This window comes from Hydrogenophilus hirschii (assembly GCF_054656675.1).
Genome location: NZ_BAAHXQ010000002.1, coordinates 30,474 through 44,129, shown reverse-complemented (window position 1 = coordinate 44,129; position 13,656 = coordinate 30,474). Strand labels below are relative to the sequence as shown.

The following is a 13,656-nucleotide window of genomic DNA, read 5'->3' as shown; positions in this document are numbered from 1 at the left end:
ACATTGAAAACAGGCAATGCAAGCAGAAAAAGGCTGAGCGGATGGAATTTCGCGACTACTACCAAATCTTGGGTGTGCCGCGCACTGCAACCCAGGACGAGATCAAAAAAGCGTACCGCAAACTGGCGCGGCAGTACCACCCGGACGTCTCGAAAGAGCCGGATGCCGAACAGAAGATGAAAGCGATCAACGAAGCCTACGCGGTCCTTTCCGACCCGGAAAAACGCGCCGCGTACGACCAACTGGGCGCCCACTACCGGGCCGGGCAAGAGTTCCGGCCGCCACCCGGGTGGGACGCCGGCTTCGAATTTCGCGGCGGCCCCTTCGACGCTGCCGAGATGGGCGACTTCTCCGACTTTTTCACCGAACTCTTCGGCCGCATGGGCGCCGGACACCGAACCCATCGCCGCGCCCACACCGGAACCCAAGCGTTTCGCGGCGAAGACCACCACGCGAAGATCCTCATCGACCTGGAAGAGGCCTACCGCGGCGGCACCAAAACCGTGACCCTGCGCGCTGCCGAGCTCGACGCGCACGGCCATCTCGTGGTCAAACCGCGCACGCTCGAAATCAAAATTCCCAAAGGGATCCGCGAAGGGCAGATCATCCGGCTGGCGGGCCAAGGGGGACCGGGTATCCACGGTGGCCCGAACGGCGACCTGCTGCTCGAAGTCCATTTCCGCCCGAGTGCCGACTATCGGGTGGAAGGGCGCGACGTCTACCGCAAACTGCCGCTCGCGCCGTGGGAAGCGGCGCTGGGCGCGGTCGTCCCGGTGCGACTGCCCGACGGCAGCGAACTCAAAGTCCGCGTGCCGGCGGGCGCGCAAAACGGCAAGACGCTGCGCGTCAAAGGCCGGGGGATTCCCGGAAACCCAGCAGGCGACCTCTACCTGGAACTCACCGTCGTCCTTCCGCAACCTGCGAACGACGCGCAACGCGCCGCGTACGAAGCGCTTGCGAACGCCTTCCCGGAATTTGACGCAAGGAGCCACGCATGAAAGGGCCGCGCCGAATTGCGTTCGACGCGGATTTGCTGGAACAACGCGCGATGCGCAACAACCGCCGCTGACGGAAGAATAGCGCACCGAACGCCAACCGCAACGTTTAGGTAGTTCGGTACGCATGGAGCACAAAAGGCAAAAAGAAAAGGGCGCCTGCGCGCCCTTTTCATCATGATCGAACCGTTCAGCCGATGCGATCAGAACTTGTGGTTCACACCAACCACGAAGAGATCCATGTCATCCTTGGTAGCGGTATCGTAGTCGAGTTTCTGATAACCCGCATAGGCAGTGGTGCGCTTGGAGAACGGATAGGTGTAAGCCAAGGTGTAGGAGAACGGATCGACGCTGGTACCGTCCTCGTCAACCTTCGCATACGCAAGATGCACGTTGCCTCCACCCACCGGAACGATCACACCCAAGTTCCAGAGCTTCGAATCGGCATTCGCAATACCACCGATGTTGGACGCGGCTTGATACGAACCGGCAACTTTCGCCATCCCGAAATCGTACGACGCACCGATCAACCATTCAGACTGATCCTTGCTGGCGTAACCCACGTTGTGGTAGATCACCCCAACGCTGACCGGACCATTCGCGTAAGCGGCCGACAAACCGTATTTGTCGTCGTCGCTCACCCCACTTGCTGCGACTTCGGTTGTCCCCATCGAGTAGATGGCTTGCACGTTTACCGCGTCGAAGCTACCCGTGTACTTCACGGAGTTGTCCCAACGTGCTGGCGAGTTTGGCGTAATGGTCATGCCTTTCAGACCGGAAAGCGTAGATTGCGGGCTGATCTTAGAACTCAGCAATGCGTCATAATCGGCCACGAAGAACCCCGGTGCGTATTGACGACCCAGCGACACCGTACCGAAGCTGCCCTGCAGCCCGACCCACGCTTGACGACTGAAGACGCTGTCACCGACGGACGGACCGGCCTTACCGGTATCGATTGCGTAACCTTGCTCCAGGGTAAAGACAGCTTTCAGACCATTACCCAGGTCTTCAGACCCTTTGAAACCGATACGGGAACCGGCCAGCCCGCCGCTGTCGATCGCGGAGATATCCTTATTGTCGTCTGAACCAAACCCAAAATAGGCGTCCGCCACGCCATAAATCGTCACGTTCGACTGAGCCATCGCCGGCGCAGCGACCAGCCCGGCAACTGCCAGAGCGATCAGTTTCTTTTGCATCGTGCTTCTCCTCTGCATGAGATGTTAACCCTGGGTGCGCCTGCACCCGCCAACTGAGCACCGCAAGCGCGAATGCTTGGCGCTTATTGTGACCACGATCACGTCCCAACGCAAGAGGCAATGAACAATTGCGTCTCTCTCCCTGCACCGAGCTGTTGCACTCGCGCCACAAATCGTTGACACTGTTTTTATGTGGAACTTTCCGCCCGTTTTAGCACTCCAAGGGTGAGAGTGCTAAAATGACCATCGGGTCGAGGAAGGAGGGTTCACGATGCGCGAAGCCACAACGACGCTACCCCAACCGCTTGCATCTGGCGTCCACAGCACCGCGGCGCTGCCCGCGGCGTGGCAAGGGTCGCTTCCTAGTCCCGTAAACAGTTTGTCCCGCTACATCCAGGCGGTAAACCGCTTTCCCGTGCTCTCTGAGGCCGAAGAGCAGGAGCTGGCGCGTCGCTTTCATGAAACGAACGACCTGGACGCCGCGCGCAAGCTGGTGCTCGCGAACCTGCGCTACGTGGTGATGATCGCCCGGCAATATTTCGGCTACGGCTTGCCGGAAGCCGACCTCATCCAAGAGGGCAACGTGGGGCTCCTCAAAGCGGTGCGCCGCTTCGACCCGTACAAAGGGGTGCGCTTCCTCACGTTTGCCGCCTACTGGATCAAAGCGGAGATCCACGACTATATCCTGCGCAACTGGCGGCTGGTGAAGATCGCGACCACCAAGGCGCAGAAAAAACTCTTCTTCAACCTACGCAAACTTCTGGGCAGCGAACCGCTCACGCGCGCGAAAGCCGACGCGATTGCCGAAACGCTGGCGGTGAAACCGGAAGAGGTCGCGGAGATGCACGCGCGCTTCGCAGGTGGCGACGTCGCGTTGGAGGCGCCGATCGATAGCGACGAAGAGGCCGACTGGCGCGCGCCGCTCGCCTACCTGCCCGACCCCGGCGGCACGCCGGAAGAGGCGGTGGCCGAAGCGGAAGCGGAACGGTTGAGCCATGAGGGGTTGCAGCAGGCGCTCACGCAGCTCGACGAACGCAGCCGCGCGATCGTCACCCGCCGCTGGCTCAGCGAAAAACCGGCAACGCTGCAGGAACTGGCCGCCGAATACGGGATCTCTGCGGAACGGGTGCGGCAGATCGAAGCCGCCGCGCTGAAAAAATTGCGGAAGTGGCTTTCCCCGCAAGCGGAAGCGGTGTTATGACCGAACCCCACTCCACCCCTATCCCCAACTGCGTCGCGATCGCCGGTGTCGACCCGTCTGGCGGCGCGGGGCTCTTGGCCGACATCAAGACCTTCACCGCACTGGGCGCGTTCGGCTGCGGCGTGGTCACTGCGCTCACCGCGCAGAATACCTGCGGCATCACTGCGATTCACACCCCGCCCCCCACCTTCCTTGCCGCGCAGCTCGACACCCTCTTCGCCGACCTCCCCGTTGCCGCGATCAAAACCGGGATGCTGGGTAACCGCGCGGTGATCGAAACGGTTGCGGCAGCGTTGCGCCGCTGGTTTCCCGACCCTGCAGCACTGCCGCCCCTTGTCGTCGACCCGGTGATGATCGCGACCAGTGGCGACCGGCTGCTCGATGCCGACGCGGTCTCCGTTTTGGTCGAACAGCTGCTGCCACTTGCGACCGTGGTAACCCCGAACCTGCCGGAAGCCGCAGCGCTCACTGGCTTACCGGAAGCGACGTCGCGCGCCGAAATGCGCCGCACCGCGGAACGGCTGCGTGCACTCCTTCCCGCCACATCCGGGCGATGGGTCGTGCTCAAAGGAGGGCATCTGCCGGGCGACGAGCTGGTCGATCTGGCGTTCGATGGGGAAACGATGCTGGAATTCCGCGCCCCCCGCCAACCCTTTGGCGCGCTTCACGGCACCGGTTGTACGCTTGCCGCGGCGCTCACCGCGGAACTCGGCTTTTGGTTCACAAAGCAGAACGCTTCGGGAGAAAATTCTACTGCCGCGCCGCACGCCGCGCCAACCCTCACTGCCGAAGCAGCCCAAACCTGTTTTGCCGCGGCGCACAGTTACCTACAACGCGCGATCGGTGCGTGCCCCCACATTGCTGCCGGGCGCGGCGCGCAGCCCCTGGGCCACATGCCGCTTCGCGGTCACAATTCGTAAAAACTGCCCTCACCGCGTACCACGCGCGCCACCACGTCGCGCTTCAAGTGAGGCGCGAGCGTTTCGATGAACGCAAAGACGAAGCCGCGCAGGTAGGCGTTGCGCAGGATCCCGATGCGGGTGACGTTCGATTCGATCAAATGGCCAAGATCCCGCTGCACCAGATCGCCATCGACAGCGGGGTCGAACGCCATCTTCGCGATGATCCCAACCCCCAGCCCCAAACGCACGTAGGTCTTGATCACGTCGGAGTCGATCGCCGTGAGCGCTACCGTTGGTTTCAGCGCCCGTCCCAAGAATGCCTTGTTGATGTGGTCGCGCCCCGTGAACGCGCCGTCGTACGTGATGAGCGGATAGTGCGCGATCGCTTCGAGCGAGAGCGGCTCGACGGTTGCCAACGGGTGGTCTTTCGGAACCACCAGCGAATGGGTCCACTGGTAGCACGGCAATTCGACCAATTCCGGGTATTGGCTGATCGCTTCGGTGGCGATCACCAGGTCGGCATCGCCCGCCAAGACCATTTCGCACGCGTACCGGGGGCTCCCCTGATGGAGCGAAAAGCGCACTTTCGGGTAGAGGCGACGAAAGCGGTCGATCACCGGCGGCAGCACATAGCGCGCTTGGGTATGGGTGGTGGCGATCGCCAACACGCCGTCGTCGCTTTTCGCGAACTCTTCCGCAACGGTATAGAGGCTATGGACGTCGCGCAGAATCCGCTCACAGAGCGCAACCACCTGTTTGCCCGGCTCCGTCAATCCGGTGAGGCGCTTGCCGTGGCGCACGAAAATCTCGACACCCAGCTCCTCCTCGAGCGCCCGAATCTGTTTCGAAACGCCAGGCTGCGAGGTAAACATCGATTCGGCGGCGTCGGAAACGTTCATGCCGTGGCGAATCACCTCGATCACATAACGCAACTGCTGTAGATTCATGTGCAGGACACCTTTCGCTGTTTCGTGCACTCTAAACAGTTCGAATCCTACCGTCAAGGGAAGCGTTATTCCATATGATGGAAAGTACGGTACAATGACGGGATCGTGATCAGCCCAAAAAAGATGAACGCCCCCCACGAGAAGCCCTCAGGAATCCAAGTCATCGACCGCCTGGTGCGCCTCCTTGATCTCCTGGCCGAACACAACGCCCCCGTTGCACTCCGGGATCTGGCCGCGCAGGTGGGGCTCCCGCCGTCCACCGTGCACCGCATCCTCAACGCAGTCGTCCCAAGCGGCCTCGTCGAACGACTCGACGGCGGCCAATATCAACTGGGGCTGCGCCTCTTGGAACTCGGCGCGAAGGTGAAAGAGCGGCTCACCGTGCGGGACGTCGCACTTCCCTATCTCCAACAGCTCCACGACGCCACGGGCGAGAGCGTGAATCTGGGGGTACGCGATGGCGACGAGATCGTCTATATCGAGCGCGCCTCGGGTGGCCGCTCGTCGGTACGCGTGGTCCATATCGTCGGCTCGCGCGCGCCGCTCCATACCACCGCCACCGGCAAGTGGTTCTTGGCCGAGATGTCGCCCTCTGAGCGCGCCGCCTATTGTGCCCGTACGGGTCTGGCGCCGCAAACCCCCCATTCGTTAACCACGCGTGCTGCACTCGAAGCCGAACTCGCCAAGTTGCCTCAGGAGGGGGTTGCGTACGACTTGGAAGAACAGGAGCTCGGCGTGCGCTGCATCGCCGCACCGATCCGCGACGAAACCGGCGCACTCGTTGCCGGCATTTCGCTCTCGACCCCTGCGGAACGGTTCGACCGCGACAAAGCACCACTCGTCAAAGCCACCGCGGCAGCGATTTCGCGCGCGCTTGGGCACAAGCAGTAGCCGAACGCAACCGGCCCGTACCCACGGTCAACCGGTACGGCGACCACCCTGCTGCGCGCGGGCAGGCAACGGTTTGCCCGTTTCCAACCAATAGCGCAACCGCTTGGCGTCGGCAATGCGGGTATATTTCCCCCAGCTGTTCAAGAGGACGAAAATGGTTGGGCGCCCTTTGACCGGAGTCACCAGCGCCAGACAACGCCCCGCTTCGCGGGTATAGCCCGTCTTTTGCAGCGCAACGGGCATGGAGTCGTTGCGCACCAACGCATTGGTGGAACGAAACCGCACCAAACCGCTTCGGGTTCGCACCACGGTTTCCTCTTGCGTCGAATAGTCGCGGATCAACGGGTGCTGGTAGGCGGCACGCACTAGGCGCACCAGATCGTTCATGGAGGCGACATTCTCCGGGGACAACCCCGCCGGATCGACGAAGCGGCTGTGGCGCATGCCAAGCATCTTGGCCTTCACGTTCATCGCGCGTACGAACGCCTCTGGTCCGCCAGGATAATGGCGCGCAAGCGCCATTGCGGCGCGGTTGTCGGAAGCCATCAGCGCCACTTTGAGCGCTTCGCTGCGGGTGAGCTGCGTTCCCGCAGACAACGGGGATCGCGTTCCCTTGATCCGGTCGTAATCGGCGTGGGTGATCGTGATCCGCTCGTCCAACGGTTGCTGGGCGTCGAGCACCACGAGCGCCGTCAAGAGCTTGGTGATCGACGCAATGGGCCGCGGCTCTTCTGGATTCCCGTGCTGCGCCAACACCGCGAGCGTCTGGGCGTCGACCGCCAGATAGGCTTCCGACCGCACCCCTGGGCCTGCTGCGGCATGGGCGAACGACAGCCACATGCCTAAGAGGAAACCCACGGCCACACGCCGTATGACCTGCATCATCGCCATCTGCACGCATCCTCTAGCCAATCGCTAGCGAACATGATAAAACATTGCCGCTTGTCTGACAACGTGAGTAGGAAACGATGCCCTCCTGGACGCTCGCCCCACGGGTTGCGGAAATCGCCCCTTTTCATGTGATGGAACTGCTGCGCCGCGCGCACGCGCTCGAACGCGCCGGTCACGACGTGATCCACATGGAGGTGGGCGAACCGGACTTCCCCACACCGGAACCGATCGTCGCCGCAGCTGAACGGTTTCTACGATCGGGGCGTGTCCCCTACACCAATGCCGCAGGCCTTCCCGAGCTGCGCGAAGCGATCGCCCATGATTACACCGAACGGTTGGGGGCGGCGGTTACCCCAGAACAGATCGTCGTCACCGCGGGCGCGTCGGCTGCGCTGACGTTGGCCTTGGCGCTCACCACCCATCCGGGGGACGAATGGCTGCTGCCCGACCCCTCTTACCCCTGCAACCGCCATCTGATCCGCCTCTTCGAAGGGCACGCTCGGTTGCTCCCCGTGCATCCCGAAACAGCGTTCCAACCGACGCCGCAGGCCGTTGCCGAGGCTTGGACGCCGCGCACCCGTGGACTGCTTCTCGCCTCTCCCAGCAATCCCACGGGTACGATGATCACCCCCGCGCAGGCTGCCGCGCTTGCCGACGTGGTCCGTGCCCATTACGGCGTGCTGATCCTGGATGAAATCTACCAGGGGTTGACGTTTGAGAGCCCTCGCGCAACGCTCTACCAAACGGTTCCCGACGCGTTCCTCGTCAATAGCTTTTCGAAATATTTTGGCATGACCGGCTGGCGGCTCGGTTGGTTGCTGTGCCCCGACGCCGCGATCGCGCGCGAAGCGGAAAAACTCGCGCAGCACCTCTACATCGCGCCTTCTACCGTGGCGCAACACGCCGCACTCGCTGCGTTCTCGCCGGAGACGCTGGCAATTTTGGAGGCACGGCGCCAGGCGTTTGCTGAGCGCCGCGAAACGCTCCTTGCAGGGTTGGCCGCGCTTCACCTCACTCCGCCCGCGCACCCGCAAGGGGCGTTTTACGCCTACGTCGACATCGCTTCGCTCGGGGACGACGCCGACACCTGGGCCCACCGTTTCCTGGAAGAAGCGTACGTCGCGGTGACCCCGGGGCGCGATTTCGGCGAACACAACGCCCACCGCTACCTGCGCTTTGCTTACACCACCGACGCCGATCGCATCGCCGAAGCGTGCGTTCGGATCGCGCGCCTGCTCACTGTCGGCTGAGCGGGAAACTTACGCCTCTCTTTCGGCGTCTTTGCTGCGCACAAAATTTCTCGGAAGTTATTGCAAACGATTCTTGTTTGTTTTATCATGGCGCGTGTCTTCAACATCACAGGAGCCCACAGCAATGCAACGCCGAACGTTTCTGACCGCACTCACCGCAGCGCTGATCGCTGCGCCCGTTTCGGCAACCGTTGCGGCCGAGACGCTTACCGTCTATACGTCGCGCAACGAACAGTTGATCCAACCGGTGTTCGATGCGTTCACCAAAGCCACTGGCATCACCGTCCGCTTTACCACGGACAAAGACGGCGCGTTGATCGAACGGCTCAAAGCCGAAGGCGAAAACACACCAGCCGACGTCTTGATCACCGTCGACGCGGGCAACCTGTGGCTTGCGAAGAGATCTGGCGTGCTGCAACCGCTTACCAGCGACGTCGTCTTGCAAAAAATTCCCGCCCATCTGCGCGATGCAGACAACCACTGGTTTGGCGTGAGCCTGCGCGCCCGCACCGTGATGCGCCACGTCGAGCGCGTCCGCGCCGACGAAATCGCGCGCTATGAGGATTTGGCCGACCCGAAATGGAAAGGGCGTTTGTGCCTGCGCACGTCGAAAAACGTCTACAACCAGTCGTTGGTCGCGACGATGATCGCCGATCTGGGTGAAGCCAAGACCGAAGCGATCGTCAAAGGGTGGGTCGCGAACCTTGCCACGCTCCCCTTCCCCAACGACACGGCCGTCCTGGAAGCGATCGCGCAAGGAATCTGCGATGTCGGTATCACCAACACCTACTACCTGGGACGCTTGGTCGCCAAAAACCCACAATTCCCCGTGGTGCCGGTATGGACCAATCAACAGGATCGCGGCGTGCATGTCAATGTCTCAGGGGTTGGCGTGACGAAACACGCCAAACACCCGGAACTGGCGAAACGGTTCATCGAGTGGTTGGTTACCTCTGACGCGCAAAAGATCTTTGCCGAGCAGGACCACGAATACCCGGTGGTGGAAGGCACACCGGTGAGCCCCGTCGTCGCCCGCTGGGGTACTTTCCAAGCGAGCCAGACGCCGCTCAGCAAAGCGGGTGAATTGCAGCGCGCAGCGGTACAATTGATGGATCGCGCTGGCTGGCGCTAATCGGTCACTTGCACACGTTGAAACGCTTTGCCGTGACGGGCACACCCGCAGGTGTGCCCCGTTTCGCTTTTTGGCACGTCGTGGTGGCGGGGCTCGTTGCCCTTGCCGCTGCACCGCTCGTTGCGATCGTCGCGTCGTTTCGCGCGATCGATTCTGACGTGTGGCACCATCTCACCACCTATCTCTTACCGACACAACTCCTAGAGACGGCGCAGTTGCTGCTCGTCGTCTTGCTCTTGGCGTTCGGGTTGGGGGTGGGGCTGGCGTGGCTCACCACGGCGTACCGCTTTCCTGGCGTAGCGCTCTTTCGCTGGGCACTTCTGCTGCCACTCGCGATGCCTGCGTACGTGCTCGGCTTCGTCTATCTTGCCTGGTTCGACGTCACCGGCAGTGTCGCCGGCTTCCTGCAGCGCTGGGACCTCCCTTTGCCGCAAGTGCGGACACTGTGGGGCGCGGCCTGGGTCCTTGCGTTCGCGCTCTATCCGTACGTCTATTTGGCAGCGCGCGTCGCGTTCGTGACTACCAGCGCGCGGGCGTTGGAGGTAGGACAAGCGTTGGGGCTCACCCGACGACAAGCCTTTTGGCGTGTCGCCGTCCCGCTTGCTCGTCCGGCGATCGTTGCGGGGTGCGCGCTCGTTGCGTTCGAGGTGCTCGCCGATTTCGGGGTCGTCGCGCTTTTCGGCGTCGAAACGTTGAGCGTCGGGATCTACAAGGCGTGGTATGCACTCTTTTCCTTACCGACTGCGATGCAGATCGCCGCGCTCCTCGCGTTTTTGGCAGTTCTGGCGCTGCTCTTCGAACAGTGGGCGCGCAAGCGGGCGCGTTTCACCACCACGGGCCGCAGTCAGCCACTCACCCCGACACGGCTCGCACCACTCCCCGCCTGGAGCGCAACGCTCGTCTGCACCGTGGTGTTGGCGGTCGCGCTCCTCTTGCCCGTTGCGCAACTCGGCGTTTGGGCGTGGACACTGGGGCGGGACGCGTTGACGAGCCGTTACTGGCACTTTTTCGCCAATTCGCTCTTGCTGGGCGGTAGTGGCGCATTCGTTACCGTGTTGCTCGCGGTGCTCCTTGCCTACGCGCAGCGGCTCGATGGTCGCCCGCTCATGCACACCGCAGTTCGCATCGCCACCGTGGGCTATGCGCTGCCGGGTGCGGTTCTGGCGGTGGGCGTCGTCGCGGTCACCAGCGCGGTCGATCACGCGTGGGTCGCGCTGGGCCGGTGGTTCGATGCCCACTGGCCGCCCATTCTGGGCGGGACGGTCGTGACGATGCTCATCGCGTACACAATCCGCTTTTTGGTGGTCGCGTTCGGCCCCATCCAGACGGCGCTGGCACGGGTCACGCCGCGGATGGACGAAGCGGCGCACAGTTTGGGCGAAACCCAATACGGCGTTCTGCGCCGGATCCACCTTCCGTTGCTGCGGCCGGCGCTGTTCGCCGCAGCGGCACTCGTCTTCATCGATATCTTGAAAGAGTTGCCGATCACCCTCATGACCCGCCCATTCGGTTGGGAGACGCTCGCTACCCGAATTTTCGAATTGACCAACGACGGGCGTTGGAAAGAGGCGGCACTTCCGGCATTGGCGGTGACGTTGGCGGGCACCCTTCCCGCCTGGTTCCTTGCCAAAGAGGTCACCCATCCCACCTCGGCACACACTCGGGAAACACCATGCTGACACTGGAGCAGGTCACGAAGCGATTTGGCACCCATACGGTTCTGCGCGATTTCTCGCTGACGCTCGATGCGGGCATGATCGGCTGCCTGCTGGGGCCGAGCGGAAGCGGCAAGACGACGGTGCTGCGGCTGATCGCGGGGTTCGATACCCCGGACGCAGGGACGATCGCAATCGACGGCACGCCCGTTGCCGATGCCCGCCGCGCGCTCGAACCCCACCGCCGCCGCGTGGGCATGGTATTTCAGGACCATGCGCTTTTCCCGCACTTGACGGTTGCGGAGAACATCGCGTTCGGGCTACGGGCGTGGCAGCCCAAGGAGCGCACGGCGCGCGTCCAAGCGCTTCTCAGCCTGATCGATCTCGGCGCCGCCGCGCACAAGTATCCCCATGAGCTTTCCGGCGGCCAACAGCAACGCGTTGCGTTGGCTCGGGCGCTGGCGCCACGGCCTCGGCTTCTGCTCTTGGATGAGCCGTTCTCCAACCTCGATTCGAGGCTCCGCGAACGTCTGGCAATGGAGGTGCGCCGCATCCTCAAACACGAAGCGGTAACGGCACTCCTCGTCACCCACGACCAATTCGAGGCATTTGCGATCGCCGACCGTTTGGGCGTGGTCACAAACGGCCAACTGGTCCAATGGGATACCCCGTATGGGCTCTACCATCAACCCCAGAACCGCTTCGTTGCCGAATTCGTCGGCGAGGGGGCGTTTTTACCCGGAACCTTCGAAGCGCGACGACAGGTGCGCACCGAACTGGGCACGTTACCGTGCCTCACCGATACCACCCTTTCGCCGGGGGATGCGGTCGACGTGCTGCTGCGCCCAGACGACCTCGTGCACGACGAAGCCAGCCCGGTGATCGCGCGCCCGATCCATGCGGTCTTTCGCGGTTCGATCATCCGCTATACCTTGCGGCTCGCAAGCGGCGCCATCGTCCTCATGGATCACCCCAGCCACGATCCCTTGCCGCTCGAGAGCGCGATCGGCGTACGGCTCGACACCCGCCATGTCGTGGTGTTTCGCCGGACCTCAGCGGGTATCGTCGGTGCCGGGCAAAACCGCAACGCGCGTACCTTCGAGCCCAGCCACACGCTGTAATTGCCGATAGCGCGCCAACACCTTTTTGCTGTAGCGCTTTTGTGGATCTTTCAAACTCCCGTTGTAGTACTGCAGCGCCAATTCCAACGAACCGAAACGCTGCAACCCTTCGGCCAACACTTCGATCCCGACCGCGATATTGATCTCGGGATCGAAAAGGTGGTCGGCTTGCGGTGCGCCATCGACACGTGCATCGATCTTGTCCAGGTGCCATTCAGGGATTACCTGCATCAGGCCCAATGCCCCTTGATCGCTCTTCGCTTTCGGGTCGAACCCCGATTCGACCGCGATCATCGCGACGATCAGCAGCGGATCGAAGCCATAACGGCGCGCTTCGGTCTCGATCGCCTTGAACCAGCGCACCAATTGCTGCTCCGGCGTATCGTAGCGCTTCGCGACGAAACGGCGCAATTTTCTGAGTTCGGGGGTACTTTCCGTGAGCGAATAGATCTGCAACGAGGTTTGGGCACCGAATTCGGCGCGATCGTCGCCTTGCGTTACCGCGACCCTGGAACGACCCTCTGCGTTCGCGGGAATCGCCAGCGGACGATCCTCGCCTTGGTATCCGACGAACGCCGGCGGAAGCGCAGGCAAATTGGCGGCGTTCACCGGTTCGATCGACCAGGTCAAGAGCGGACGAGGATCGTGATGGGCAACATAAAGCAGCCCGGAAAAAAAAGTCAGGGCGGCCGCCTGACCAAACCACTGTACCCATCTCATTGTGTGACTCCTTTTTTTTCGACCACCCGACTCGTGTCGGGCGAAGAAATTCCTACCGCTTTAGGCAAACGCCCAGCGGCAGTGTCTTCTCTTTGGGGGTGTCGCTAGGATAGCGCCAAAAGCTTGACGTTTCAAGAAAAATTACGCAAAAACAAGCAGAAAGCGGATAAGGTTGTGGCGAATCTGCGACACCGCTGCGATCACGTGTGGGGAAAGTGCCAGGATAGGCCGGTAGGGTACAAGCGCTCAGCGAGTGCCGCCCATGAGAAAAGCGGCCCGGGATCGGTTTTACGACCGGGCGCGATATCGCAATGGCCCGCGAGGTCGACCATGTGCGGGAAACGGTGACGCAGCGCCGTCAGCAATGTGGCGAGGCGATCGTACTGCGCCCGCGCAAACGGCGTGCTGTCGTCGCCTTCGAGCTCGATCCCGATCGAAAAGTCGTTACACCGATCGCGCCCGCGCCAGCGGGAAACTCCCGCGTGCCACGCCCGTCGTTCGGGCGGGACGAACGCGATGGTCGTACCATCGCGTCGAATCAGGTAATGCGCCGAGACGCGAAGCCCGACAATCGTGCGAAAAAACGGGTGCGCGTCTGGGTCGAGTCTGCCGAGGAAAAAGCGCTCGATCGCGTCTCCGGCAAAGTGGCCCGGCGGCAGGCTGATCGCATGGATCACCGCGAGCGTCACCACGGCGTCGGACGGGCGTGCGTCGGCATGGGGGGAATCGAGGACGCGATCGACCGGCAAGCGCAC

Annotated in this window: 13 protein-coding genes; 8 read left to right on the top strand and 5 right to left on the bottom strand. The window is 62.4% G+C overall.

Going from position 1 to position 13,656, the window contains the following annotated elements; all coding sequences use genetic code 11:
• Positions 1 to 41 precede the first annotated feature (41 nt).
• Positions 42 to 998, top strand: a complete 957-nt coding sequence (locus ACYQ4Z_RS07305; protein ID WP_459860529.1) for a DnaJ C-terminal domain-containing protein — start codon at positions 42 to 44, stop codon at positions 996 to 998.
• A gap of 200 nt (positions 999 to 1,198) precedes the next feature.
• Here ACYQ4Z_RS07305 and ACYQ4Z_RS07300 read toward each other — a convergent pair whose 3' ends face one another.
• Positions 1,199 to 2,191 carry a porin gene (locus ACYQ4Z_RS07300; protein WP_459860528.1) on the bottom strand — a complete coding sequence of 331 codons (993 nt, stop codon included), beginning with the start codon at positions 2,189 to 2,191 and terminating at the stop codon, positions 1,199 to 1,201.
• A 271-nt stretch (positions 2,192 to 2,462) separates the two neighbouring features.
• On the opposite strand from ACYQ4Z_RS07300, the gene rpoH reads away from it, so the two are divergent.
• Complete coding sequence (gene rpoH, locus ACYQ4Z_RS07295) at positions 2,463 to 3,392, top strand: RNA polymerase sigma factor RpoH (protein ID WP_219971993.1); 930 nt, start codon at positions 2,463 to 2,465, stop codon at positions 3,390 to 3,392.
• Positions 3,389 to 4,312, top strand: a complete 924-nt coding sequence (thiD, locus tag ACYQ4Z_RS07290; RefSeq protein ID WP_219971992.1) for a bifunctional hydroxymethylpyrimidine kinase/phosphomethylpyrimidine kinase — start codon at positions 3,389 to 3,391, stop codon at positions 4,310 to 4,312. Before rpoH ends, thiD begins: the two co-directional genes overlap by 4 nt.
• Here the strand turns inward: thiD and ACYQ4Z_RS07285 are convergent.
• Positions 4,300 to 5,241, bottom strand: coding sequence for a CysB family HTH-type transcriptional regulator (locus tag ACYQ4Z_RS07285; RefSeq protein WP_219971991.1), 942 nt, complete (start codon positions 5,239 to 5,241; stop codon positions 4,300 to 4,302). The two genes, thiD and ACYQ4Z_RS07285, sit on opposite strands and share 13 nt — an antisense overlap.
• Before the next feature lie 123 nt (positions 5,242 to 5,364).
• On the opposite strand from ACYQ4Z_RS07285, the gene ACYQ4Z_RS07280 reads away from it, so the two are divergent.
• On the top strand, positions 5,365 to 6,132 hold the full coding sequence (locus tag ACYQ4Z_RS07280; RefSeq protein WP_219971990.1) for an IclR family transcriptional regulator: 768 nt from the start codon (positions 5,365 to 5,367) through the stop codon (positions 6,130 to 6,132).
• Between the two features lie 27 nt (positions 6,133 to 6,159).
• Here ACYQ4Z_RS07280 and ACYQ4Z_RS07275 read toward each other — a convergent pair whose 3' ends face one another.
• The gene (locus tag ACYQ4Z_RS07275; RefSeq protein WP_459860527.1) at positions 6,160 to 7,023 is read right to left on the bottom strand and encodes a serine hydrolase; all 864 of its coding nucleotides are present in this window, start codon (positions 7,021 to 7,023) and stop codon (positions 6,160 to 6,162) included.
• Positions 7,024 to 7,100: 77 nt separating this feature from the next.
• Here ACYQ4Z_RS07275 and ACYQ4Z_RS07270 point away from each other — a divergent pair, with 77 nt between their 5' ends.
• From ACYQ4Z_RS07270 to ACYQ4Z_RS07255, 4 genes are all read left to right on the top strand, one after another.
• Positions 7,101 to 8,273: an aminotransferase class I/II-fold pyridoxal phosphate-dependent enzyme gene (locus ACYQ4Z_RS07270; protein WP_459860526.1), complete on the top strand. Its 1,173-nt coding sequence runs from the start codon at positions 7,101 to 7,103 to the stop codon at positions 8,271 to 8,273.
• A gap of 124 nt (positions 8,274 to 8,397) precedes the next feature.
• Positions 8,398 to 9,405 (top strand): Fe(3+) ABC transporter substrate-binding protein, encoded by a 1,008-nt coding sequence (locus ACYQ4Z_RS07265; RefSeq protein WP_219971987.1) that lies wholly within the window; start codon positions 8,398 to 8,400, stop codon positions 9,403 to 9,405.
• A 32-nt stretch (positions 9,406 to 9,437) separates the two neighbouring features.
• The gene (locus tag ACYQ4Z_RS07260; RefSeq protein ID WP_459860525.1) at positions 9,438 to 11,084 is read left to right on the top strand and encodes an ABC transporter permease; all 1,647 of its coding nucleotides are present in this window, start codon (positions 9,438 to 9,440) and stop codon (positions 11,082 to 11,084) included.
• Positions 11,078 to 12,181 carry an ABC transporter ATP-binding protein gene (locus tag ACYQ4Z_RS07255; RefSeq protein WP_459860524.1) on the top strand — a complete coding sequence of 368 codons (1,104 nt, stop codon included), beginning with the start codon at positions 11,078 to 11,080 and terminating at the stop codon, positions 12,179 to 12,181. Before ACYQ4Z_RS07260 ends, ACYQ4Z_RS07255 begins: the two co-directional genes overlap by 7 nt.
• On the opposite strand, the gene ACYQ4Z_RS07250 is transcribed toward ACYQ4Z_RS07255, so the two are convergent.
• Both ACYQ4Z_RS07250 and ampD read right to left on the bottom strand, forming a co-directional pair.
• On the bottom strand, positions 12,113 to 12,901 hold the full coding sequence (locus ACYQ4Z_RS07250; protein WP_219971984.1) for a transglycosylase SLT domain-containing protein: 789 nt from the start codon (positions 12,899 to 12,901) through the stop codon (positions 12,113 to 12,115). The genes ACYQ4Z_RS07255 and ACYQ4Z_RS07250 overlap by 69 nt on opposite strands.
• Before the next feature lie 200 nt (positions 12,902 to 13,101).
• Entirely contained in the window at positions 13,102 to 13,656 is a 555-nt protein-coding gene (gene ampD / locus ACYQ4Z_RS07245; RefSeq protein WP_119335845.1) for a 1,6-anhydro-N-acetylmuramyl-L-alanine amidase AmpD, read from the bottom strand.